Annotated in this window: 18 protein-coding genes; 7 read left to right on the plus strand and 11 right to left on the minus strand. The window is 50.4% G+C overall.

The window, feature by feature from the left end:
• Nucleotides 1–144: 144 nt before the first annotated feature.
• Nucleotides 145–846 carry an OmpA/MotB family protein gene (locus Pla110_RS13265; protein WP_144996232.1) on the plus strand — a complete coding sequence of 234 codons (702 nt, stop codon included), beginning with the start codon at nucleotides 145–147 and terminating at the stop codon, nucleotides 844–846.
• Between the two features lie 42 nt (nucleotides 847–888).
• Here Pla110_RS13265 and Pla110_RS13270 read toward each other — a convergent pair whose 3' ends face one another.
• The 5 genes from Pla110_RS13270 to proB all read right to left on the minus strand — a co-directional run bounded on the left by Pla110_RS13270 (nucleotide 889) and on the right by proB (nucleotide 7,328).
• Nucleotides 889–1,869, minus strand: coding sequence for a TIM barrel protein (locus Pla110_RS13270; RefSeq protein ID WP_197440694.1), 981 nt, complete (start codon nucleotides 1,867–1,869; stop codon nucleotides 889–891).
• 71 nt (nucleotides 1,870–1,940) lie between these two features.
• Nucleotides 1,941–3,299: a Gfo/Idh/MocA family protein gene (locus Pla110_RS13275; RefSeq protein ID WP_144996233.1), complete on the minus strand. Its 1,359-nt coding sequence runs from the start codon at nucleotides 3,297–3,299 to the stop codon at nucleotides 1,941–1,943.
• Between the two features lie 164 nt (nucleotides 3,300–3,463).
• Nucleotides 3,464–4,477 (minus strand): site-2 protease family protein, encoded by a 1,014-nt coding sequence (locus Pla110_RS13280; protein WP_144996234.1) that lies wholly within the window; start codon nucleotides 4,475–4,477, stop codon nucleotides 3,464–3,466.
• A 349-nt stretch (nucleotides 4,478–4,826) separates the two neighbouring features.
• Nucleotides 4,827–5,816: a quinolinate synthase NadA gene (gene nadA, locus Pla110_RS13285; RefSeq protein ID WP_144996235.1), complete on the minus strand. Its 990-nt coding sequence runs from the start codon at nucleotides 5,814–5,816 to the stop codon at nucleotides 4,827–4,829.
• A 363-nt stretch (nucleotides 5,817–6,179) separates the two neighbouring features.
• Nucleotides 6,180–7,328, minus strand: a complete 1,149-nt coding sequence (gene proB, locus Pla110_RS13290) for a glutamate 5-kinase (RefSeq protein ID WP_144996236.1) — start codon at nucleotides 7,326–7,328, stop codon at nucleotides 6,180–6,182.
• 773 nt (nucleotides 7,329–8,101) lie between these two features.
• Between proB and Pla110_RS13295 the strand changes: the two genes are divergently transcribed.
• The 4 genes from Pla110_RS13295 (at nucleotide 8,102) to Pla110_RS13310 (ending at nucleotide 12,444) form a co-directional block, all read left to right on the plus strand.
• The gene (locus Pla110_RS13295; protein ID WP_144996237.1) at nucleotides 8,102–9,703 is read left to right on the plus strand and encodes an amidophosphoribosyltransferase; all 1,602 of its coding nucleotides are present in this window, start codon (nucleotides 8,102–8,104) and stop codon (nucleotides 9,701–9,703) included.
• 260 nt (nucleotides 9,704–9,963) lie between these two features.
• The gene (locus Pla110_RS13300) at nucleotides 9,964–10,365 is read left to right on the plus strand and encodes an acyl-CoA thioesterase (protein ID WP_144996238.1); all 402 of its coding nucleotides are present in this window, start codon (nucleotides 9,964–9,966) and stop codon (nucleotides 10,363–10,365) included.
• Nucleotides 10,366–10,421: 56 nt separating this feature from the next.
• Nucleotides 10,422–10,898, plus strand: a complete 477-nt coding sequence (tsaE, locus tag Pla110_RS13305) for a tRNA (adenosine(37)-N6)-threonylcarbamoyltransferase complex ATPase subunit type 1 TsaE (RefSeq protein WP_144996239.1) — start codon at nucleotides 10,422–10,424, stop codon at nucleotides 10,896–10,898.
• A 376-nt stretch (nucleotides 10,899–11,274) separates the two neighbouring features.
• Nucleotides 11,275–12,444, plus strand: coding sequence for a citrate/2-methylcitrate synthase (locus Pla110_RS13310; protein ID WP_144996240.1), 1,170 nt, complete (start codon nucleotides 11,275–11,277; stop codon nucleotides 12,442–12,444).
• A gap of 57 nt (nucleotides 12,445–12,501) precedes the next feature.
• On the opposite strand, the gene uvrB is transcribed toward Pla110_RS13310, so the two are convergent.
• The 4 genes from uvrB to Pla110_RS13330 all read right to left on the minus strand — a co-directional run bounded on the left by uvrB (nucleotide 12,502) and on the right by Pla110_RS13330 (nucleotide 18,433).
• Complete coding sequence (uvrB, locus tag Pla110_RS13315; RefSeq protein WP_144996241.1) at nucleotides 12,502–14,574, minus strand: excinuclease ABC subunit UvrB; 2,073 nt, start codon at nucleotides 14,572–14,574, stop codon at nucleotides 12,502–12,504.
• A 97-nt stretch (nucleotides 14,575–14,671) separates the two neighbouring features.
• Nucleotides 14,672–15,853, minus strand: coding sequence for an ABC transporter permease (locus tag Pla110_RS13320; RefSeq protein WP_197440186.1), 1,182 nt, complete (start codon nucleotides 15,851–15,853; stop codon nucleotides 14,672–14,674).
• A 75-nt stretch (nucleotides 15,854–15,928) separates the two neighbouring features.
• Nucleotides 15,929–16,594 carry an ABC transporter ATP-binding protein gene (locus tag Pla110_RS13325; RefSeq protein WP_144996243.1) on the minus strand — a complete coding sequence of 222 codons (666 nt, stop codon included), beginning with the start codon at nucleotides 16,592–16,594 and terminating at the stop codon, nucleotides 15,929–15,931.
• Nucleotides 16,595–16,654: 60 nt separating this feature from the next.
• Nucleotides 16,655–18,433: a hypothetical protein gene (locus Pla110_RS13330; protein WP_144996244.1), complete on the minus strand. Its 1,779-nt coding sequence runs from the start codon at nucleotides 18,431–18,433 to the stop codon at nucleotides 16,655–16,657.
• Between the two features lie 499 nt (nucleotides 18,434–18,932).
• Here Pla110_RS13330 and metX point away from each other — a divergent pair, with 499 nt between their 5' ends.
• The gene (metX, locus tag Pla110_RS13335; protein ID WP_144996245.1) at nucleotides 18,933–20,138 is read left to right on the plus strand and encodes a homoserine O-acetyltransferase MetX; all 1,206 of its coding nucleotides are present in this window, start codon (nucleotides 18,933–18,935) and stop codon (nucleotides 20,136–20,138) included.
• 42 nt (nucleotides 20,139–20,180) lie between these two features.
• A complete protein-coding gene (metW, locus tag Pla110_RS13340; RefSeq protein WP_231742425.1) occupies nucleotides 20,181–20,873 on the plus strand; it encodes a methionine biosynthesis protein MetW in 693 nt (230 codons plus the stop codon).
• Between the two features lie 76 nt (nucleotides 20,874–20,949).
• Here metW and Pla110_RS13345 read toward each other — a convergent pair whose 3' ends face one another.
• Together Pla110_RS13345 and Pla110_RS13350 are read right to left on the minus strand one after the other, a co-directional pair.
• Nucleotides 20,950–21,912 (minus strand): GNAT family N-acetyltransferase, encoded by a 963-nt coding sequence (locus Pla110_RS13345; RefSeq protein ID WP_144996246.1) that lies wholly within the window; start codon nucleotides 21,910–21,912, stop codon nucleotides 20,950–20,952.
• 251 nt (nucleotides 21,913–22,163) lie between these two features.
• Nucleotides 22,164–23,120: a transketolase family protein gene (locus tag Pla110_RS13350; protein ID WP_144996247.1), complete on the minus strand. Its 957-nt coding sequence runs from the start codon at nucleotides 23,118–23,120 to the stop codon at nucleotides 22,164–22,166.

A 23,120-nucleotide genomic window follows, 5' to 3' on the forward strand; every position in this document is an offset into this window, starting at 1 on the left:
TCTTCTCTCTAATCTCTTTAAATAAGGCTCGAATGTCTCTTTCTATAGAACCGATATAACCGGTAGCGATGCAGCTGCGTTCCTCTGCGCGCTAAGGATTTGTATGTTCCCTCGGTGAATTGTGGAAGAGACAGGATTGGAGTAATGGAAGACGACGGCCCTCCTGGCGTTCCGGAATGGGTGGTGACCTATGGTGATATGATGTCATTGTTACTGACATTCTTCATCATGCTCGTCTCGCTTTCCGAAGTCGTCGCCGAAGATAAATATCGCGCGATTCTAGAAGCTCTTCAATCCTATGTAGGATACGATTTTGCCCCTGCCAATCCACCGGGTAAGAGTTTCCCACATAATAGTATGTTGGAGAAAATGACCAAACTAGGATCGTGGAAAGACAAGTCTAAAGACAACGGAGGACTGCGACGTAAATCGACCTCAGGAGAAGACCTGCGCGTCTTCCGAAACCGCGAGGGGAAAGTCATTCTGGTGGGCGAACCCATTTACTTCGAGGGAAATAAAGAATCGCTCGCGGAATCGGAAATCTTGAAACTGCGAACCATTGCAGATGAGTTAAAGGGCAAACCAAACAAAATTGAAATCCGCTCCCACTGCTCCGAATCGATTCCTGACAAGGAGAAACGGAATCTCTGCTACCGTCGTGGCCGGTTTATCTATGACTCACTCGTTCGGGTTCTGGAAATTGAACCAGACCGAATCCGTATAGGAGCCGCCGGTTCCACTATGCCCATGGAAAAAAAACAATTCGACACGAATGAGAATCGAAACCGTGTCGAAGTTCTTATCCTCGACACTTTCAGCGATGAATATGTAGGTCCGCGCGAGTAAACTTATCCACGTTACTCGTGGCTTCTCAGTCGATCCGCCACATCAGATCTGCGTCAGGCATTTGTTGAGGTACATGCGAGATTCATTAATTGCGTCCGTAATCGCCGAAGAACTATCGAGGATCGGTACCCCTCGAGGTACGGGATGCATAAAGATTTCCGTGAAGCCCTGGTATTGATGCTTTTTCAATGCTGCCAGGATGGGGGTAAAATCCAGATCGCCTCTTCCAGGCATCTGTAGCATTTCCTGCTCTTTGGGCAACTTCTTCGAAGATCCCATGCCATGCTGCTGAGCATAAAAGAAGGCTACTCCTGATCCCAAGTCGTATGCAATTTTTCCAATCAACTCGCCATCCTGAGGAAGGTGATGCGGTGCGAGCGCGACGCCCAATCGATCTGACCCCAATTTTTCTGAGGTCGTCATTTCTCCGAACCAGCGAATCGAATCAGGTGAATGCAACAAGGCATTCGCATGATTTTCAATCGCAATCGTGCAACCAAACTCTTCGGCTTCTTCCACATGAGGTTTCATTTTCTCCACGAAGTTCCGCATTGCCGATTTGAGTTCAGTCCCCTTAAGATCTTTTGGACCACCGCTGGCCGTGACCAGAACCGTTCCCGGTCCAGCGATAGAGTTTGCAAACTTCATTTCGCCTGCCAGCCGGAAAGGCCCCTGGACGTAGCAGGTCACTACTCCCAGCTTCACATCGTGCTTCTTCAATAACTCACGAAAAGCGTCGTGTCCCATCTCTTCTGCTTGCTCACGCTGATTGCCATGAACTTTGGGCCAGATATCGATGTACTCGGTCCCCGTCTTGTGGACTTCGCCAATGATCGTCCCCACATCGGTGTAACCATACATCGCCGAGTTCAGGATATAGTTGAGCTGAAACTCCTCTTTCGCTGCATCAAGATTAGGAAGAAATGGACCACCTAGAATCCCAGCAGTCAGTCCACCGAGGGCGGATCCTTTCAGGAAGTCGCGACGGTTTAGTTCATGGCGATTGGTCTCAGTGATTTTCATCGGAAGCACTTTCAACGCAGAGGAGTCAATTACACCACAGGCTTGGACTAAGATTACATTCAAAAAAAAAGTTATACGGTTTCAAAACCGGCACGCTGTTCGCGAGAAAGTTTTGCATTTGCCTCATTGTCATCAAGGAAGACTTCCTGATCTGGATCCCATTTTAACGGACGGCCCAACTCCATCGAGATATTTGCCAGATGGCAAGTGCTGACCGACCGATGCTGGCCTTCAATATCAGAGATTGTCTGCTGACGTGACTTAATGCAATCAAAGAAGTTGCCCATGTGATTGATGATTGCGTCCAGCTTACCAACCCGTTCAGGACGTTCCAGGTTGTCATTATCATAAATGGAAAACGTATCCCGGTTCAATGGTTTGCTCGCCAACTCATCAACCGGTGTTCCCGAGATCGATCCCCGATTCACGAAGATACGCCCTTCGTCACCTTCGAACAGAATCCCCCGTCGACCTTCATCACGGATTAGCAACTCCACTCCGTTCGCATACTTGAGGTCCGCTTGAAAATCAGTGGAGACATTGTAACCGTTCGGAATATCAGGGTATTTCGCGCGTCCGTTGATTTCCACAGGCAAGCTGTCAATCGCCCATTGAGCGATATCGATGTGGTGAGCGCCCCAATCCGTCATTTTGCCGCCCGAATACTCGCGCCACCAACGAAACGTATAGTGAGATCGTTCCGGAAGGTAAGGAACATCGGGAGTCTGCCCTTGCCAGAGATCCCAGTTGAAATGCTCGGGAATGGGTCGCTGTTCAAACGGACCACCGGTTGGATTTTTGTCAGTCGCACAAGTCACCCGTTGCAGTTTGCCAATGCGTCCCTGTCGCACCATTTCAACGGCTAGACGAAAACGATGATCGCTCCGTTGCCAAGTCCCCACCTGTACTACCTGATCCGTTTCACCAACGGCATTCCGAATGACTTTGCCTTCGTCGATCGTCAACGTGAGCGGCTTTTCACAGTAAACGTCTTTCCCTGCGCGACAGGCATCAATTAACATTTTTGTATGCCAGTGATCGGGAGCACCAATCAAAATCACATCAACATTTTTCTGCTGCAATAGATCGAGATAGTTTTCGTAGATTCTGGGAGTGCTGCCAAAACTCGCCCGTGCTTGCTCGCGTACATGCCGGTCGACATCAGCAATACCAACGATGTTTCCATACAACCGAGCTTTTTCCGTAATAACTGAACCCTGATACCGCATCCCAATGGCACCGATACCAAGTTGTTCATTCGCCGAACGCCCTGTCTCTGCGGCACGAGCTGTATTCACAAACATCGCGGGAGTGGCGGCGGCCAGGCCAGCAGTTAAGCTAGTCAGCGCAGATGTTTTTAAAAAGTCACGGCGAGAGGACGTGGAAGTGTCGGATCTGGAAGGAATTTGGCAGAACTTTTCGCGGGACATTTAGAACAGACCTTTCTCACAGGGATCAGCAGATGCTGAGGAAACAGTGATGATGTTCCCCGATTGTAACGGCATCCGCGAGACGGGTCTTTAGTTATTTACGGAAAACTGTTCCGCCATTTTCCGGAGTATCCTTGCTCCGCAGATCGCTGATTTACTTGCGTTCAGATCGGATCGACTGTAAATCCGAGAATGAGGAACGCCAGTGTTAACCAGCCGATGACGGTTCTCATTTTTCCTAATTCAGCTCTGTCATTTCCTGTAGGGGGATGTTTCACACCCATGAAGATGACCAGAATTAACATTAAGATGTATTCGTATTGCCCGAACCAGGTCATCAAGGCGATTGCCAGCATTGTCAGCGAGATCGCGACGTAGTGCGCTTTGCGACCTAACAACGCATAGAGAATGTGTCCCCCATCGAGTTGCCCCAGGGGTATCAGGTTGAGCGCCGTCACAAATAATCCTACCCAGCCGGCAAACAGGAGGGGTGTCAGCATAATCTCTGTATTCGGCGGTTGCTCTCCTAAAACCTGTGCGGCCATGAGCTTCATGATCAGTGGATCCCCGAATCGAATGACTTGCGACATATCCACATCTTTGGGAAAATCGATGTATCTCGATTCGAGCAATCCGAAGTAGAGAATCGGGATCGTCAGAACGAGCCCCGCCAGCGGACCTGTGACAGCGATGTCAAACAGAATCTTCCGATCCCGCCATCCCGTTCTTTGCACGATCACGGCCCCCAATGTTCCGAAGGGCTGAATAACGGGTAACGGAATAAAATAAGGCAGCGATGCCGGAACACCATACCTTCGGGATTGCAGGTAGTGCCCGAGTTCATGGAAGGTGAGTATCCCCATAATGCTCAGTGAATACCCCCACCCCCATTCCTGTAGCACACTCCAGTCTCGCACAATTAAGGGCCAATAGGTCCCCTCCTCAACCATGATCTGACCAGACATGAACGCCCCGGCGATGAAGGTACTCAGACAGGTTGCAATATAGAGAATTGCCGCTCGCAGATATCGGGGAGGCATTTCATAAAACTGCTCAACCCGATAGTGCGACGGCGGCCGATTCGGTCTCTCCACAATCGTCACCTCCACAGGCCTCGGCGATTGTTCCGATTCTGTATTCGTGGAAAGGTGATGATCCGATGGTGAGGAAGCGTCCATACAATTTCTCTTCGTTAAGAGCAAACCAATCTAATTAGCCAATTTGAATGTCCGCGTGTTATACCAGATCGCGCCCAACCGACGACAGTGAACAACAATGAGAGGAACCCCTTCAACAGGACCACCAGCACCATTTTTGGAGCCTCCCCAAGACAAGTCAACGACAGAAAGTCTGTCGGACACTGTCCCTGGAGAAACGACGATTGGGTTTTAAAAGCTCTCAGTATATAACGCTCGCCCTGATCGAGAAGTCCAGCAGCACTGCGTTAAATCTATACCTACGAAAAATCCCCTCCACGGCAGCAGTCGCCGGAAGGGGAATTTAGTTTATCCTGTCTTTATCGAACCGTTACTGCAGCAGACTTCGCTCCAACACGTCATACGCTTTCTGGAAGTAGGGTTGCCATTCGATTTCGGGTTTGCCGTCGCGGAGGCAATTGCGGATTTTCTGGAGAGTGTTCAGGGCCATGTGCGGACATCGGTTGCAGGCACAGGTTTCTCCGGTCGACGTGATGATGCCAGGGACGGGCACATAGGTGTGTTGCGGGGCGAGTTTTTCCAGCGGATGGATCATCATCGCTTCGGTCGCCACGAGGAACGTCGTCGGTTTTTCAATCGATTTGACGTATTGCCGCATCTTCTCGGTCCCACCGATGAAGTCACTCACTTCGAGAATGTTCTGCGGGCATTCGGGGTGGGCAATCACCTGGCTTTCCGGATTGTTTCGTTTCGCGCGATTTAAGTCTTGCAGACTGAAGACTTCATGAACCATACACGCCCCCGGCCAGAGGATCATTTTGCGACCAGTCACTTCGGACAGGTAACGGCCCAGGTGTTGGTCCGGGACGAAGAGGATTTCTTTATCTTCCGGAATTTTCTCGATGATCTCACGGGCATTGCCACTGGTGACAATCCAGTCGCACAGGCTTTTCACAGCCGCCGTGGTGTTGATGTAGGCCACCGTCAGGAAGTCGTGCCCTTCGGCCCGCAGTTTTTCCTGGTAGTTTTTGAGAGGCTCGTACTGACAGCTTTCTGCCAGAGAACAACCCGCATTCAAGTCGGGCAGCAGGACCCGTTTCTTCCGGTTCAGAATTTTGGCTGATTCCGCCATGAAGTGGACACCGCAGAAAACGATGGTGGAGGTTTCCACCTGTGTCGCATCGCGAGCCAGTTTCAAACTGTCTCCGGCGAAGTCCGCAATATCCTGAATGTCGCCATCGACATAGAAGTGAGCGAGAATGGTCGCATCTTTTTCTTTTTTTAGCTCGTCGATTTCGTCCATCAGATCGAGCGGATCTTCGTACTCGGTGCCGGTCGGTTCGATGATGGGAAGTGGCATTCCCGTCTCCCTTGCTGATAATAGAGGGTGACTGCTCAAGACAGTCGTATTTCGTCGATAACATACACAGTTGGTCGCGTCCACAATTCTGTGGTTCACCTGTTATGAAGCGTGTACGTTATTACAAGTATAGGAGTCTCATAAAGCTCGATCCAGCCCGGGTCAGGTTGCTTTACTGGCAGGACACATGTTTCATCGGATTTGTTCAGTTAAAACACACGAAAATAAAACAGTCGGGAACAGGATGTCTCTAGATCGTGTTCAGGATAAGTGTGGCGGCTATCGGTCCCGAAAAGCCCTTAAATACAGCAGGCTACGCCGCCAGAACACGCTGCGGTTATCTGGGATGCGCTCTAGCTTGTATTAAGGATTTGACATCACAACCAGATTGTCTCGATGGATGATTTCAACATAGGGAATCGATCCCAGAATCTGTTCAATCTCGGGAGTCCGTTTTCCGGCGATCATCTGAACCTGTTCGGAATTGTAATTGGTCAGGCCCCGCGCGAATTCATGCCCCTGGGGATCCACCAGCGAAACGACTTCGCCCTGATCAAAATGTCCGGATACCTGCACGACCCCAATCGCCAGCAGGGACCGGCCCGATTCCCGCAAAGCACGGCATGCGCCTTCATCCAGAACAAATTTTCCTTTGGGCGTGATGGTATAACCAATCCACCTTTTCCAGGCGGGGATCGTCTGACCTTCCGCGAGAAAGAGTGTACCGACTTCTTCACCTGCCAACACTTTGTCGAGCACTTGCGGGTCCCGTCCGTTGGCGAGAATGACATTCTCTCCCACGGCGGTTGCTGTTTGAATTGCCTGAAGTTTCGATTGCATCCCCCCTGTCCCGCGCGTACTTTTCACCGCAGCTGCGTATCCGAGGAGGTCCTCATCCCATTTCTGCACGAGCGGAATCAACTTGCTTCCTTCTTCGGAAGGATCGCGGTCGTAAAGTCCTTGAATATTCGAGAGGATTACCAGCAACGGAGAGGGCATTAAATTGGTAACAAGTGCGGCGAGTCGGTCGTTGTCGCCGAATTTAATTTCATCGATGCTGACAGTGTCGTTCTCATTGACGATGGGAATGACACCATACTCAAACAAAGTCGACAGTGTATTTTTGACGTTCAAGTACCGTTTACGCGATTTGAAGTCGTTAATTGTCAATAATAATTGAGCTGCGTGGTATCCATGTCGCTGAAAACATTCATCATAGACGTGAATCAACCGTGCCTGTCCAGTAGCAGCGGCAGCCTGTAGATGAGGGAGATCTTCTGGTCGTTTTTTCAGGGAGAGCAGTCCCATCCCGGCGCCAATGGCTCCACTGGAGACCAGGACCACTTTGCGACCGGTCTGGCGGATTTTATGGAGCTGTCCCGATAGGAGTTCAATCCGTTCGATGTCAAGCGTATCGTCATCGAGGGAGAGAACATTCGTACCCACCTTCACCACGACGGTACGCGCCGTTTGAATGACTTCCTGACGTACCAGATTTCCGATTTGATTCATGAGCTGTTTGCGAATCTATCAGTGCATGGAAGACGGGGAATAATCAGGAGTTCGTCGAGCGAGCCCTGAAAAGTTCTGTTGCGAAGAAAGAAAACGACATCAACGGGTAAAAACGGCTAATCGACCTGCAATCGAAAGTGTCGTAATCGATCACCCATCCCGGCTTGGAGAAATACCAAATGCTTCGAAATATCCCTTGTCGATTTTGGACTGGGCGATCTGAACACGCTACCGAACCTCTTATAGTGTCGACATTTCGACGCGAAAACCGAAATCGTCTCAAAAAAAGAGGGCAAATAACGCCCTGACTCCATTATAAAATGACTTCGTAGGAACGGGATGGCCGGGTAAGGTAGAAAACCTGCTTTTTCTACTATTCGAGTAATCGACCTGCTGAATTCGTCGGACCTACTCCTGGACAATCGAACCAATAACGAAAAAGACGTTCTATGCGTTCTCCCGGACAGGTAAAATGGGAGTGTTGAACCCCGTTCCCTATAAGGATGTCGAGATATCTTCCCGGAATTGAATCTTAACGATTGGTTCACACAATACAATTGAGTATGATGAAAGCGGAATCGGTCGTAGAGGGTCTCTTCTCCTTTAGTTTATGAAGATTCTCTCTCAGCTCTCTGCACTCCAGTACGCTCCTCGCTTGATCATACTCAAGCTCCAACCTACAGAGGAATGTTCTCTCTTCCAGACGACGGGATCATTCCAACTTCCGAATTCATTCAATTTCCTTTTGCCGCAACGACAAAGGCTCACGAATAATGGCGGAACTCCACCACGAATGTGGAATCGCAGCAGTTTACCACCTTCCCTCCGCAGAAACATCCTCATTCGCTCCTCGTGGTGACGCCAATCAGGCCTCCCGCGTTATACCGCGTATTCTGCTGGATATTCAGAATCGCGGACAGCTGGCTGCCGGAATGACGACCTTCTCCACGGAGAGGAATCAGCTGATCGACACTCATAAAGATGTCGGGTCCGTCAGCGAGGTTTTCCACCTGAATCACCCTCGCAAAACCGACGCTTTAATGGCCGAGTATGCGGGACGCGCCGCGATCGGACACGTTCGTTACGCCACCTGTGGCAAAGACGACCGCAGTTATGCTCAACCGTTCGAACGGCATCACATCGAACGATCCAAATGGTTCAGCTTCGCCTTCAACGGTCAGCTTTCCAACTATCTCGACTTACGAAAAGAAATCCTCGCCGAAACCGACTTCCATCTAGCCCGCGAAACGGACACCGAAATCCTGATGCACCTGATCTGTCAGGAGCTCACTAGCGACCCTCGCATGGACCCGGCTGACTTGCTGTCGAATCTCGCCAAAAGACTGGATGGCGCCTACAATATTGTCTACCTGAATGCTCGCGGAGACATGTTTGTTTCCCGCGATCCGCTTGGCATCCGTCCTCTCTGCTATGTTGTCGACGGTCCAGAAGAAGCTCCCAACATGGTGGTTGCCGCCAGCGAGTCGGTCGCATTGGCAAACCTCGGGTTTCCGGAAGAGAACATCAAAAGCCTGGAACCGGGCACCGCAATTGTAATTCGTGACGGAAAGTTTTCGATCAAGCGGTATGCAGAAAGCCCCCGCCGGGCACATTGCTTCTTCGAATGGATCTACTTCGCTAATGCTGCCAGTACGCTGGATGATCGATCAGTTTATCTCTCTCGGAAACGACTCGGAGAAGAACTGGCCAAGCAGGAAGATCTTGAGATCGACGATGACACCATCGTTGTTCCTGTTCCCGATACGGCCAAGGGGGCTGCGGCCAGCATGGCCTACGAATTGAATGTACCTTGCCTCGAAGGTTTACTGCGTAACCGGTACGCAGGACGTACATTTATCGACAGTACTAACCGAGCGGACAAGGTCCGCATGAAATACACTCCCCTGCCGGAAGTACTGGAAGGAAAAAAAGTTCTTCTGGTTGAGGACACCATTGTCCGTTCTACGACGATGCAAGTTCTGATTTCTCAGTTACGTGAACGTGGCAAAGCGAAAGAGGTCCACATCCGCGTCGCCTGCCCTCCGATTGTCGCACCCTGTTTTTACGGGATCGATATGTCGACGATCGAAGAACTGTTCGCGCCTCGGTTCATGCCCGGAACGGAATTAACTCCTGAACATGAAGCCGAGATGGCTGCATCGATTGGAGCCGATAGCCTGCGTTACCTGCCTTTGGACTCGATCGCTCGGAGCGTTCAGTTTGACAGCAGCGAACTCTGTCAGGCCTGCATCGATCAGAAGTACCCGACTCCCGCCGGCGAACGCCTCTACCAACTCGCTGTTGGCAACCACGAGCGAGGTGAATCAGGTCGTACCTATGATGCAGCCGAGCCCGCGGCCTCCGTCCGCACCTGAGACTGAGTTTAAATGCAGTTCGGTTTCTTTTCCTAACTAAAACAGATTCGATGTGCGCGATTCTCCTCTCTTGGAGGATTTTCACCTGGTTCCATCAATTGAAGGAATCTGGGAAAATGCACTATGCTGTCCAAGAATAGCTTACGGCACGAGACTTCTGCACAAAGTGACGCACTGGCACCTTAACATTGGCCTGCGTTTCGCATCTGTGTGCGATCAGAATTTGAGTGCCTGAATCGTCAGCAAGGAAAGCGAATGCCATGTCCTCCGGCACTATCCAGGAACATCAAATTGAAATTCGTGTCCGCTACAGTGAAACGGATGCCATGGGATTTGTTCATCACGGAAATTACGCCACCTATTTTGAGATGGGGCGCACCGAGTTACTCCGCGAGCAGGGTGGCAACTATCGGCAAATGGAAGAGTCAGGGTTGCTGTTTGTAGTCGCTAAACTAAGCACTCATTATATTGTTCCTCTCCAGTATGACGATCTGCTGGTACTCACCACCCGTGTCAAAAAAATCGGTATGGCCAAACTCGAACATGAATACGAGATTCATCGAGATGGCCAACTATTGACTCGCGCGGAAACAGTCCTTGCTTGCGTAGATCGCAATGGCAAGATCCAACGCATCCCGGAAAACATTGCTGGTTCCCGCTGACTCATTCCTGAACCATCGTGCCTGACAATACAATTTGAGACCAAGGCGGCCCAGTTATGTCCTGTCATTTCAAAGTGACGACTCATTCGGAAGACGAAACCAAACAGCTGGGCACCGCTTTGGGTAATTGTTTGCAACCTGGAATTGTCATCTCGCTGAACGGAAATCTAGGGGCAGGTAAGACGCGATTCGTGCAAGGAGTTGCGACCGCGTTGGGCGTGAATGAGAAAGAAGTGACCAGCCCGACTTTCACGCTCATCCAGGAATATGCGGGAACCATTCCGCTCTATCATTTCGATACCTATCGGTTACGCGACAGTGATGAATTCGCTGAACTGGGTGCACCTGAGATTCTCGATCTGCCTGCCATCTCCCTTCTGGAATGGGGAGACCGCATGGCCGAGTATCTGCCCGAGTCAACACTGCGAATTAAAATCGATATCGTTTCTGAGACGGATCGTGAATTTAATTTCAGTGCGTCAAAAATGGAAATCTGTGAATTGCTGGAGCTGCTCAAACAGCGTTTAGGCTAACGCTCCTCCAGACAACTTCAGTCATCATTCCTCTGTCGAATGACGCTTTTGAGTCCATAAACAACGCCGATTCCCCTATTAATTTTCTGGGAAGTTCGTAGTAGCTAAACGACGCTGGAACGCTCTAAGCTTGTTGTCCTCAGGCCCATCAAGCTCGCAAAAGCATTCGTTTCCCCTATTTTGAAAGTTTTGCCAGACCCGGAATGAATTCCATTTCTTGATTCCATTCTCTAAAAACTCTGATTAGAATCGAGTGACGTGACAAGTCTTTGAAGAAACTGACTTACTCATCATAAATCTGATACAGGGATGTACGTTCCAGGTTTATTCATCCCCGTCCGGACAATCTGTCCTTAACGGAAAGGAATCCGTTGTTATGCATGGTTCTCCCCATCACCGTCCTGAGCACCTCTTTTCTGGTTTAGCCAAACTCGTCGATCGTCTCTCCGTACCGGATGAAGATGCGGCTGTCTTTGCCGACAACCTGAATACTTTCACGACTCATATTTCCAATCCACAAAAGGCGGAACATTTCCGGGGTTATTCTCTTAACGAGCTGGCTCGGAAAAATACCTTTCTGGATACAAGTTATCTGCTGTTGTACGGCGCTATTCCTAATCAGGAAGAGCTGGCCGACTTCCAGTCGATCCTCACGGAAACGGCAGAACTGCCCTCCCCTATCGCGGACATTATTCAACAGACACCGCTACACGTTGATGCCAGTGAGTTCATCCGGTCGGTGTGTGCTTTGCTTCCTCTGTTTGATTCGCAATCGAAAAGCGGTGCGGAAGAATCTGTACTCTGGCAGGCTCATAAATTACTGATGCATATTCCGCTGATTTTGATCGAACGTCAGCGACTCGTTGAAGGTTGGCAATCAGCTAAATTTGATCCCGACATTCACTGGGCGGTTAACCTTGCTCAATTATTAACCAACCGCACTCCCACCCCGCTCGGCGAACGTGCTTTCGAAGTCCTACTACTCTCCCGTGCCGAGTTAGGATACGACGCCGCCTCACACGCCGCGCGATTGGTCGCCAGTCGTGGTGGCAATTTATATTCGGCCATTTCAACGGCTATGAATTCAATTCCCCTTGATGATTGGCAGGAAGAACGTTCCCTCGCCATTGAAGTCCTCGCGGAAGGAAATCAATTCGCGACTGAGAAATGGGCGCGTAGTTTAACACCGGGGCAGGCTCGTAAGCTCGGCTTTGGTGCCGACATTGAAAAAGAATCCGTTCGTCTCCAGTTGTTCAACACGTTCTGCTATTACCTGGCGGAAGAGAACAACATGATCCCCATGGAAAAAGCGGCACGTCGCTCAGAAAAACTGATCTTCGAACTCACCGGGCTTTCACCGCATTCCGAATGGGCCGCCACACGAATTCTGTATTACCTCGGAATCGATATCGAGCTCAATCAACCTTTGCAGCTGATGTCCCGTATTCCAGGTTGGACTGCCCATGTCCTGGAGCAACTGCAACAGGGCCCGCTCGTTCCAGCACGACTCGAGTACGAAGGTCCGATTCACCGATACGAAAAGTAATCGACCACAGAAGGTTATTCATAACCTTCTGTCAGAATCGATCCCCGGCTACCAACTCTAATTCCCTTTACCACGACCACGCCCTTTTCGGCCACGTTTTCCTCGTTTGGCAAAGCCGGGTTTATCTTTTACAGCTTCCTCTTCGACAGTCGCTTCCTGTCCAAGTTGGTTCTTGAGTTCCAGGATTCGGTCACGAAGTTGAGCCGCCCGCTCGAAATCCAGGTTCTGGGCAGCCTCCAGCATTTCACCTTCGAGTTCGTTCAAGAACTCCTGAGTAACATACTGTTTCTCCGATTTTGCTCCCCCTGTTTTCTGAACGACCTGTCGAGCCTGAATTTCATCTTCGATCCCCCGTTTGATCGCTTTACGAATCGTTTCGGGGGTGATTCCGTGCTCTTTGTTGTAGGCCATCTGGATTTCACGACGTCGCAAGGTCTCATCAATCGCCTTTTGCATACTGTCGGTCACCCGGTCCGCATACAAAATGACCTCCGCATTCTCGTTACGAGCAGAACGACCAATCGTCTGAATCAGACTTTTCTCACTCCTCAGAAAACCTTCCTTATCGGCATCCATAATCGCAACCAGCGAGACTTCGGGCAGGTCGAGTCCTTCTCGCAGCAGGTTTACGCCTACGAGGACATCATATTTACCCTGACGCAACTCGCGAAGGATTTCAACACGCTCAATGGCATCCAGTTCCGAGTGCAACCACTGGCAGCGCAAGCCTTCTTCCTTGAAATAATCCGTTAAGTCTTCGGACAACCGTTTCGTCAACGTCGTCACCAGCACCCGCTCTTTCCTCTCCGTTCGCTTACGAATTTCCGTAATCAAATGCGGAACCTGGCCTCGGGCAGGTACAATATGTATTAACGGATCCAGCAGGCCAGTCGGGCGAATAACCTGTTCGACGATTTCACCATCGGTTTGGTCAAGTTCCCAATCTGCCGGTGTCGCTGACACAAAAATGGTCTGACCCCGTTTTGAATTCCATTCATCGAATTTCATCGGTCGGTTATCAATCGCCATTGGGAGCCGAAACCCATGCTCCACCAAAGTCGATTTTCGTGAGAAGTCTCCCGCATGCATCGCTCGAATTTGCGGCAATGTCACATGCGATTCATCGACCATCAATGTGAAGTCTTTCGGAAAGAAATCAAACAGTGTAAATGGAGGCTCCCCTGGTTTACGACCAGCTAAAGCTCTACTGTAGTTTTCAATTCCCGGACAGAACCCTGCTTCACGCATTAGCTCAATATCGTACCGGGTCCGCGCGGCTAAACGTTGAGCTTCGAGCAACTTGCCTTCATTGCGAAACTTTTCCAGTTGCTGCTGTAGTTCGTCCTCGATCTCTTTGAGCGCTCCCTGAATTCTCTCCTGGGGCAACACGAAATGCTTTGCCGGGTAAATGAAGATTTCCTGCTCAGTCTTCAACTCTTCACCACTGGTCGGATTAATGATCGACAGCTTTTCAATTTCATCACCCCACATTTCAATCCGATAGGCAAACTCCTCATACGCAGGCCAGCATTCCACGACATCGCCCCGCACTCGAAATCGCGCCCGGGCCAGTTCAACATCATTTCGGTCGTATTGAATATCGATCAGCTTGCGTAACAACTTGTCCCGGTCAATTTCATGACCCACGGAAAGGGGAATCATCATCTCCAGGTAGTCTTTTGGAGATCCCAACCCGTATATGCAACTGACAGAGGCAACGATGATCACATCGCTGCGGCTCATCAGCGCCGAGGTGGCATACAACCGGAGTCGGTCAATCTCATCATTAATCGAGGCATCTTTCTCAATGTAGATATCTCGCTGCGGAATATACGCTTCCGGTTGGTAGTAATCGTAATAGCTGACGAAGTAAGCCACGGCATTGTTGGGAAAGAAATCCTTGAATTCACCATACAGCTGAGCCGCCAACGTTTTATTGTGTGAAAGGACAAGGGTTGGACGTCCAATCTGCTGGATGACATTCGCCATCGTGAACGTTTTACCAGAACCAGTTACCCCCAGCAGAACCTGATCTTTCCGATTCTCACGAATACCGGCGACCAGTTGCTCGATCGCCTTAGGCTGATCGCCACCCGGTTCAAATTCACTCACCAGATTAAAGGGAGACATGCAAACTCCATAGAAGGTGCGGAAGACTGAAATCGTTCTGAATTATAGGCAGGCATCGCCCGAAGAGAGGGAACTGATCGTAGTGAAATAATAGTTCTTAAACGAGAAATTGAATCAGGAAGGACGTCCCCAGAAATCGAATCACCAACAACAGCCCGCCCGTCACGACAATCGCTCCCAGCAACAGAAATCCAATTTCAGCAGCATGGATTTGAAAAATCATGGAGCGACTGGAACCAATTCGAACCATCGTTTGCATCTCTCCCTGTCGGATTTGCAACGTCAGCCAACCGATGAGTAACAGGAGACAACAGGTCGTCACCCCCATCAAGACCGCGACGAGATCGAGGAAAAAGCGAAACTGAAAGACGACTTCCATCAGTTCATCGACTACCTCCAGCGGCTGCACGATCTGATATTCGGCATCATCAGCAACATACTGCCCTCTTAAAAGTGTCTTTTCCCGCTCACTGGCCGGATCAATGATAATTGCGGTAATTGGGAAGTCATATTGTTCGCCATGATAATGAAAGTCATTAATGTTTTCGTCTGTGATTTCCGTGTAAGGCAGAATCGCCGAAGCTCCAAGGGCCTTTTGCGTTTCCTGAGGATCATTCCCTTTCACATTGTGATCAACATCGGCCGCCCCTTCGTGCCCGTGCCCAAGTCCTGTGGCGACCCACGCCGTCTGTACTGTGACAAAGACGGCCTCGTCATCGGCAGAGTGATTTGATTTCAACACACCAACCACATTCAATCGTAGCGGAGGAATCCCCGCGATGCTGAATACGTTGTTCACATCGACCGTCAGATGATCTCCCGGTCCGACTTCAAGCTCTTCCGCCAGCGCCGCACCGACGACGCAATCCCCTAACCGGCCAATGTGCTTCCCCTCGGCGACTTCTAAATCTCGAAATGAAAAGTAAGCACTGTTTGTTCCTACCAACGGAGCCCCCTGCACCGTCAATTGCCGATGAATAGGGAAAATAGTGCCGTAATCTGTTTTGGAAAGACGGTCATATTCCCGGAACTTGATCACAGGTAGGGCAGGCTCTTTGAAATACAGCACATGCAGAGCCAAATCAAACCGGCTTCCCTTCGCGCCAACCGCTAGCGGGGTTGCTTCCGCCCGCGACCGTAGTTGCGATTCGAAATCGACAATCAACATCCGCGAAGCCAGTGGGAGTGCGAAAGTAATCGCCAGGCAAAGCATTAACAGAATTGACCGAGTTCGGTAATACTTCACGGAACGCCAGGCCAGAAAGAAAGGTCGCCACATAATAGATTGGTCGTATAAAAAAGGAGGGAGCATCAAAGGTAGAAAGCGACTATGCAGGTTCAACCGAATGAAATATCAGGCGATTGCGCTGACGAGTTTGGAAAAATCGAGACGATGTTCAAACCGGGCGAACAGGGACGGGTCGTGCGTCGACATTATTAACATTGCCCCGGAACTCTGAGAATAATCAAACAAGACCTGCATCACTCGATCAACATTCGCCTGGTCCAGACTTGCCGTCGGTTCATCAGCCAACAGAACTCGAGGTTGTGTTATCAACGCTCGACAAATTGCCAGTCGCTGCTGTTCACCCACTGAGAGGGAAGTCACCCGGCTTTGAAGATAAGCCGACAGACCTAGTTGTTCAGCCAGTTGATAGGCCCGTATTTCAACTTCGGATGTTCGTTCGAGTACCGGGTTAAGGTAGTAAGGCAATTGAATGTTCTGAAAGACATTCAAATAGGGAATGAGTTCGAAGCTTTGGAAAATCAATCCACATTGACCAATCCGGAAGTTTCGCCGTTCTGTATCAGATAACTGAGTAATGTTCTGACCATGGAGTTCGATCTTGCCCGCGTCGGGTTTCAGGATACCGGCGATTAAAGAGAGTAGCGTCGTTTTTCCGCTCCCGCTTGGACCGATTAATGCCGCCTGTCCCCCTTCTGGCACTTCCCAGGAAGGAAGCGATAATTGAAACCCGGACTCGGGATATCGAAACTGTAGATTCGTGATGTTCAGCATGTCTATTCTCTGTCTCCCGAGATCGACGAACTCGTGGCATGAAGACGACTGGATTGGAGCTCAAATGCCACGCAGGCGGGTTTCGTATTTGATCCTGTTTTCACTTTCCACCGTCAGAGCGGTGATTTTCCATTTCCCTTCGACCGGGCTGACAACGAACAGAGCCTGATATTCAATTGTTCGTGAATGAATATGCCCCCAGTGCTCAACCGTGCCCACAACCTGCCAGGTACAATCGACGGTAAAGGCACGGGGGTCCACTTTCTTTGCGGTCGGTTCTTGCGCTGGCTTTCCGATTTCCATCGCTTGGATCTTGATATCAGTAACTCGAGCGACAGGCCCTCCCTGCTCTTCGATAACGAGTTCCTTCTTCATTTTCAAATAAAGATCGCTCAACATTTCTCCCGCTACAGCATGTTCCAGCCCGTCGTAAATTCGCTCTTCCTGTCGGTTCTCCATTGCGTAGTAGACGTTTCCAAGTAATTCTTCGAACAGAGTTTTTGATTCCTCTTCCGAAAGTCTCGCCGGAGGTGCGATCCAAGTTGCGGCATCGATGCGAGCGATAGGCAGAAAAGCGAGCCCCAACGCAACCGCAACCAGAATGCCGGGCAAAGTGTATTTACGTCCAACAAAAAGAGTGACCACGGCTATTCCCAAGCAGAGGAGTGCCGGAATCGAAACCGGGTAGGCTACTGGTTTCGGTAATGTCACATCGTAGGGTTCGATTTCACGATAGGGTTCGACCACAGATTCACTTACCCAGGTATAGGTATTCTCCTCGTTCAACCGGGAAAGTTCGGTCTTGATTGTCTTGTCATTCACATAGACAGTCCCTTTGACATCCCACAAATATCTGTTGAAGAAGTCCCACGTCATTTTGACTTCTTCCGGTGGTTGATTCAAAGGATAAGAGATGATCACGCCCACCCGACCATTCGCCATGCTGACATTCTGGTCGGGAGCCTGCTGAGCGAAATCACGAAAGTCGAGTCCATAAAAGTCGATGCGATCGATCTCCGGTTCAATCAATTGACCATTTACTTCGACTTTGTTTTTGGACTTAAGAAACTTCTCGATTGCCTCTCGCGCTTTAGGTTGCTCCTTGATGGTCAAAAAAGCGGAATCAGCCCGTGGGATCTCCACGCTTTGTTCCAACGTGACGACGGGAATGAGGATCTCGTGCCGAATTTCACGAGGTTCGATGTAAAGAAACGAATAGACGGCACCGTAGCTCGTAATGCCCAGCAGCTCCTCTTCATCCGAATCGCCCTCTTCTCCTTCCGTAGTTTCACCTGCGTTGAAACTTGAGTCAGTCATTTCCGGGTTTTCCCAATTGAATCTCAACGTAAAAGGTTCACCGGGTAACATCAGTTTTTCTTTTCGTCGTTTCGCCCCTTCTTGCAGAACTCGCAATTGCGTCTCAGCCGGAACGCCAATGTCTTGATTCCCCATATCCTGCAAGAACGTAAGGTATTCCGGTTTGTCGACGTCATATTCGAGAGTGTAGGTCAGCTGAAAAAACATCAACGAGGCGAGCGGCAATCCTTCTTCAGGAATGTCGAATTCTCGGACATCCACCACTGTCCCCTTCAGCTGATTCCCATCTTTGTCCAGAATCTGAAAATGCTTGGCCAGAAACTCTTTATGCAGCTCGATTCCCTTCCGAAGCGTATCCGGTTCGAGCAAATCCTGATCGTTCGGTTTCAGGTCATGAAAGAGGTATAAGTCTTCGACAAAGATCTCGATCTTGGCCGAAACCTTGTCCGGAAAAACGCGGATATACGCATTCGTCAATGAAATGGGATGCGCATGCAGTTGCGTCGAAGCGAACAAACCCACGAACAGAACCATTATCAATGGTAAAAACGAACAGGAGCGGTGTATCCGCACAGGTAACTCCATAACTGAGAAAATATTCGTCATTCGATGTAAACTGGAGGTTTCTTAGATCGCCGAATCAGAGGTGAAGAAGACAGCAATCTGAGAACTAGGGGCCTTATTATACGCAATTCTCTTCTCGAAGTCTGGTGAAGCGGATACCCTCGGGCGAACCTGCAGAAAGGAAAGGCGTCTACAAACAGGAACACCCCCTTTTTTCTTACGATGCTCCCCCCGCTTTCCGAAATCGCCCGTATCTCTTTGCTCGCAGCATTTCTACAATCTGAAATAAGCGTAATCAGTGCGGACCGGCCTAAAAAATGGACGCTAGAACAGCGTCTAACTCGTCATTCCTCCGTTCTCGGTTTATAATACCACACTAACTGACTCTCTCCTCCCCTACCGATGAGAATTTCCTGAAACTGAAACAGCATGTCTGTAGCAGACTAGTTCCGTATCGATGGCGACTGAAACAAGCGAACCATTCCAGATCCCTGAGACCTCCGTCGGTTTAGTGGAAACACAAACTGCCACGCTGTTTGCCCCTCCGCACCCTCTTAAAACAGAGGGCGGTTCCAAACTCGGGCCAATTCAGGTCGCATACGAAACTTACGGAACCCTCTCTCCCGCTCGAGACAATGTCATCTTCATCTGTCATGCCCTGACAGGCGATGCCCACGCAGCCGGCTATCACGAAAACAGCAATCGGAAAAAACCAGGTTGGTGGGAAGATTTTATCGGACCGGGCAAAGGAGTGGACACAGACCAATACTTCGTCGTCTGCGCCAACGTGCTCGGAGGGTGTATGGGGACGACTGGCCCAGGGGCAATCAACCCGGAAACTGGGGAACGCTACAGTCTCGAATTCCCGGTTGTTGCCATCAACGACATTGTCCGCGTCCATCACGAACTGTTGCGAACTCTCGGTATCGATAGAGTCCTTGCCGTCGTAGGCGGTTCGCTTGGAGGAATGCAGGCGCTCGAATGGGCCGCCAGCTACCCCAACGATGTGGGAGCCGTAATCGCAATAGCCTCCGCAGCGAACGTCTCCGCGCAAAGTATCGCCTTTAATACTGTTGGTCGCCGCGCGATTCTTGCTGACCCTCAGTTCCAGGAAGGTCGTTTCTACGGCGACCAAGGCCCTCGCTACGGTCTAGCTCTCGCTCGGATGTTGGCCCATATCACTTATCTTTCTGAAGCCTCAATCGAAATGAAATTCGGGCGACGTCTTCAGGATACCGAAAAGCTGACTTACAACCTGTTGAAAGAGACCGAATTTCAGATCGAAAGCTATCTGCATTATCAAGGACGACGATTCGTCGAACGATTTGACGCTAACAGCTATCTGTACCTGACCAAGGCGATGGACTACTTCAACATCACCGAAAGCTACGGTTCGCTTTCGGATGCCTGGAAAGACTCTACCGCCCGATTTTTAATCGCGTCCTACGACACCGACTGGTTATTCACTACCAGCCAGAGCAAAGAAATCGTGACAGCGCTCAATCAGACGGCGAGACATGTCTCTTACATCGAATTTCAGTCTCCCTACGGTCACGACTCCTTCCTGATTGAATGTGAGCAATTGGCGGCAGCAGTTCGACCCTTTCTCGCCCAGACCTATTCCAGTTTCAAATTGCCTGAAAAGAACCAGAAAACGAACTGAGGCCAGTTCAGAATCGTCCTTTACCCCATGAATCCGAGTCCCATGAATTCAGCAGCTGATACCGGAATCGAATACGATGCGGCACAACCGCACGATCTCAAACCCAACATGCGTCGGTATTGCATGCCGAATCCGGAATTGACGCTGACAGACGGCATTATCATTTCGCACATCGAGCCGTCCAGTCGTGTAATCGACCTGGGTTGTGGCGACGGGCGTCTACTCGCGAAACTAAGAGATCTATCCGATTGCTCCGTGATGGGAATCGAGCTGGAAGAAAAAGGGGTTCTCGAAACGATCAGTAACGGTGTGCCCGTGATTCAGGCGAACCTGGACCATGGTATCCCCGAGATTCCGTCCGGTTCCTTCGACTGGGCCGTCATGAGCCAGACATTACAGCAGGTCCGACACCCGAAGTACGCCTTGCAGGAAATGATTCGAATTGCCCGACGTATGATTGTCGTCGTCCCGAATTTCGGTTATTGGAAAGTTCGCTTACAAGTCGTCTGGCAGGGACGCGCCCCCGTCACAGAGAAGCTACCGTACTCTTGGTATAACACGCCGAACCTGCACCTGATGTCGATCTCGGACTTTCGCTATCTGACCGTGGGTCAGTTGAATTGCCGGATTGTTAAAGAGATTCCCATCATCAATGGGTCCGCTGTCGAACGTGCCTGGGCATCCAACTTGCGAGCGGAAAGCGTTGTTTACATTTTGGAAAGCCCGCTGGCTTAAAGCAAGTTTTCTGTAGCAGCCATCGCTACAGCTGACATCATCCAACGAGATTAAAGATGCAGATCAAAGACTGACATCAAACGTCGTTAAGGTCTTTGTCGTAAACAATACCCGTATCAACGAGGCTGAAACCAGTTCCCAGAACCATTTGGGTCAGTGCCGTATTGGTCTCATTGGAATGAATTTCCACATTGGTAATCAGCTCTTCGCGAAGTCGCTGACAAACCATGCTGATGAGTACCTGCTTATACAATGGGTCGGTCTGCCCAGGTGCAAGTTGGAGATCAATCAAGCCAATCGCTCGCTGGTGCCAAGTGGATATATACAGGTCCAGGCCGACGATCGTAACATTAGCGACCTCTGGACCGCCGACTTTCGGTACGAGACCGAATCGCAGCGTATCCAACCGTCCCATACGGGTGATCCACCACCAACTGGGTATACCAAGTGGTTCGGACAGGGAGAGCGCCATCTTTCGGCGGATCGTGGTGACTCGAAAATTGATCGGTTCGCGGGCATTTTTTAAATCACGTTGGTAGATCAGATATTTGGGACCGGCGTGATAACCGTGGGTAGAGAAAAAGTCGGCCGCCACAGGGTCGGAGTGTAGAAAACCAACCGGGGCCGTCCCACCATAAAGACCGACATAAAACGGAGCGTCGTCGGGAGCAGGTCCCGCCTGGATGGTCTTCGCCCCTTTTCCATACAGGTATTCTTCGCCACGGCGTAAAAGCTCAGTGCCGATTCCTGTGCCCCGTTTCCGGGGACTGACCATCAAATGACAAATAAGGCCGCGGGAATAATCGAGTCCGGTACGATCAGCATTCGGTCCGAAACCAGCGTGCAGCGCACCGACCAGGCAGCCATCTTCGACGGCGAAAATCAGTCCTTTGCGGTCAAAATAGGATTGAGCAAAGACCAATCGTTCCAGCGCATCGGTTGAGAATCCAGCGGCCGCGCCACGACCTAAATGGCATTCATGCCACAAGGCGACCATCTGAGGCGGATCAGTATTTTTAAAGGTGCGGTACTCAACCACCTAATGCATGTCCTCACGTACGCATGAAAAACGCGACGCCCGCAGACGTCGCGCTGAATGTCGGACAATGAAATACGAGTGTCTTATTATCGAGCCGGCACTGGAAGATATGGTCAATCGACTTTTTTCAGTAAAGACCAGAAGTGCGGATCTGATTTGTAGAATAGACACTGCTTCCTGTGAAGGCAACATGCATTGATCAACGTCTGCTGATTAAATGCAATTACCGACTGGAAGCCAAGGCTTCTCACTTAGGAGAGTAAACCTTCCGCCGCTTTGACTACAGATTCGGCAGTCAGGCCATATTTTTCCAACAGGCCATCGCCGTCGCCACTTTCGGCGAATGTATCGCCCAGGTTAACGAAGGAAATCGGGGTGGGATGCTCTTTGCACACAACCATGGAAACAGCTGATCCTAAACCACCGTGAGCCAAGTGTTCTTCGACGACGACGATTTTACCAGTCTCTTTGGCAGCAGCGATAACAGCCGCTTCATCGAGAGGTTTAACCGTGTGCATGTCGATTACTCGAACGGAATGACCTTTTTTCTCCAGTGCGGCAGCCGCATCCAGAGCAGCAGGTACCATCAGCCCGTTAGCGATGAGGGTGATATCTGTACCTTCTTTAACCGTGTTCGCTTTACCGATGGTGAAATCGCAGCCATTGGGGTAAACGACAGGAGCTTTAGGACGTCCCAAACGGAGGTAGGTAGGACCTTCGTGATCGAGCATGGCTTTGGTCGCCGCTTTGGTAGAAGCAGCATCGCAGGGGACCATCACGGCCACACCGGGAAGCGAGCAAGCCAAGCCTACATCTTCAATACCCATCTGCGAGGGACCATCTTCTCCGATAGAGATACCGGCGTGAGATCCAACCAGTTTGACGTTCAGGCCCGGAAAAGCGACTGACATACGAATCTGGTCATAAGCATTGCAAAGCAGGAAAGCGGCAAAGCTGGCTACAACAGAAGTTTTTCCGCTGGAAGCCAAACCACCGGCGACTGAAACCATGTTACTTTCCGCGATCCCAACATTGAAGGCCCGGTCTGGAAACGCTTTGGCGAAAGGCTCTGTACGGGTAGAGTTACCCACATCACCATCAACAGTGACGACATCTTTGTATTCTTCGCCGAGTTCCTTCAGGGCATCGCCGAAGGCGTCGCGGGTCGCCTGACCCAGTTTCAATCCACTTAATTCACCTAGTGCCAT

Source organism: Polystyrenella longa, from assembly GCF_007750395.1.
Classification (GTDB): Bacteria; Planctomycetota; Planctomycetia; order Planctomycetales; family Planctomycetaceae; genus Polystyrenella; species Polystyrenella longa.

Bases quoted from the DNA above. Each gene is read 5' to 3' on its own strand.
- Pla110_RS13265 (WP_144996232.1), top strand. From the start codon at position 145: ATGGAAGACGACGGCCCTCCTGGCGTTCCGGAATGGGTGGTGACCTAT.
- proB (WP_144996236.1), bottom strand. From the start codon at position 7,328: ATGAATCAAATCGGAAATCTGGTACGTCAGGAAGTCATTCAAACGGCG.
- Pla110_RS13350 (WP_144996247.1), bottom strand. From the start codon at position 23,120: ATGGCACTAGGTGAATTAAGTGGATTGAAACTGGGTCAGGCGACCCGC.
- Pla110_RS13270 (WP_197440694.1), bottom strand. From the start codon at position 1,869: ATGAAAATCACTGAGACCAATCGCCATGAACTAAACCGTCGCGACTTC.
- metX (WP_144996245.1), top strand. From the start codon at position 18,933: ATGGCGACTGAAACAAGCGAACCATTCCAGATCCCTGAGACCTCCGTC.
- metW (WP_231742425.1), top strand. From the start codon at position 20,181: ATGAATTCAGCAGCTGATACCGGAATCGAATACGATGCGGCACAACCG.
- uvrB (WP_144996241.1), bottom strand. From the start codon at position 14,574: ATGTCTCCCTTTAATCTGGTGAGTGAATTTGAACCGGGTGGCGATCAG.
- Pla110_RS13320 (WP_197440186.1), bottom strand. From the start codon at position 15,853: ATGTGGCGACCTTTCTTTCTGGCCTGGCGTTCCGTGAAGTATTACCGA.
- Pla110_RS13300 (WP_144996238.1), top strand. From the start codon at position 9,964: ATGTCCTCCGGCACTATCCAGGAACATCAAATTGAAATTCGTGTCCGC.
- Pla110_RS13295 (WP_144996237.1), top strand. From the start codon at position 8,102: ATGGCGGAACTCCACCACGAATGTGGAATCGCAGCAGTTTACCACCTT.
- Pla110_RS13310 (WP_144996240.1), top strand. From the start codon at position 11,275: ATGCATGGTTCTCCCCATCACCGTCCTGAGCACCTCTTTTCTGGTTTA.
- tsaE (WP_144996239.1), top strand. From the start codon at position 10,422: ATGTCCTGTCATTTCAAAGTGACGACTCATTCGGAAGACGAAACCAAA.
- Pla110_RS13325 (WP_144996243.1), bottom strand. From the start codon at position 16,594: ATGCTGAACATCACGAATCTACAGTTTCGATATCCCGAGTCCGGGTTT.
- Pla110_RS13280 (WP_144996234.1), bottom strand. From the start codon at position 4,477: ATGGACGCTTCCTCACCATCGGATCATCACCTTTCCACGAATACAGAA.
- Pla110_RS13275 (WP_144996233.1), bottom strand. From the start codon at position 3,299: ATGTCCCGCGAAAAGTTCTGCCAAATTCCTTCCAGATCCGACACTTCC.
- nadA (WP_144996235.1), bottom strand. From the start codon at position 5,816: ATGCCACTTCCCATCATCGAACCGACCGGCACCGAGTACGAAGATCCG.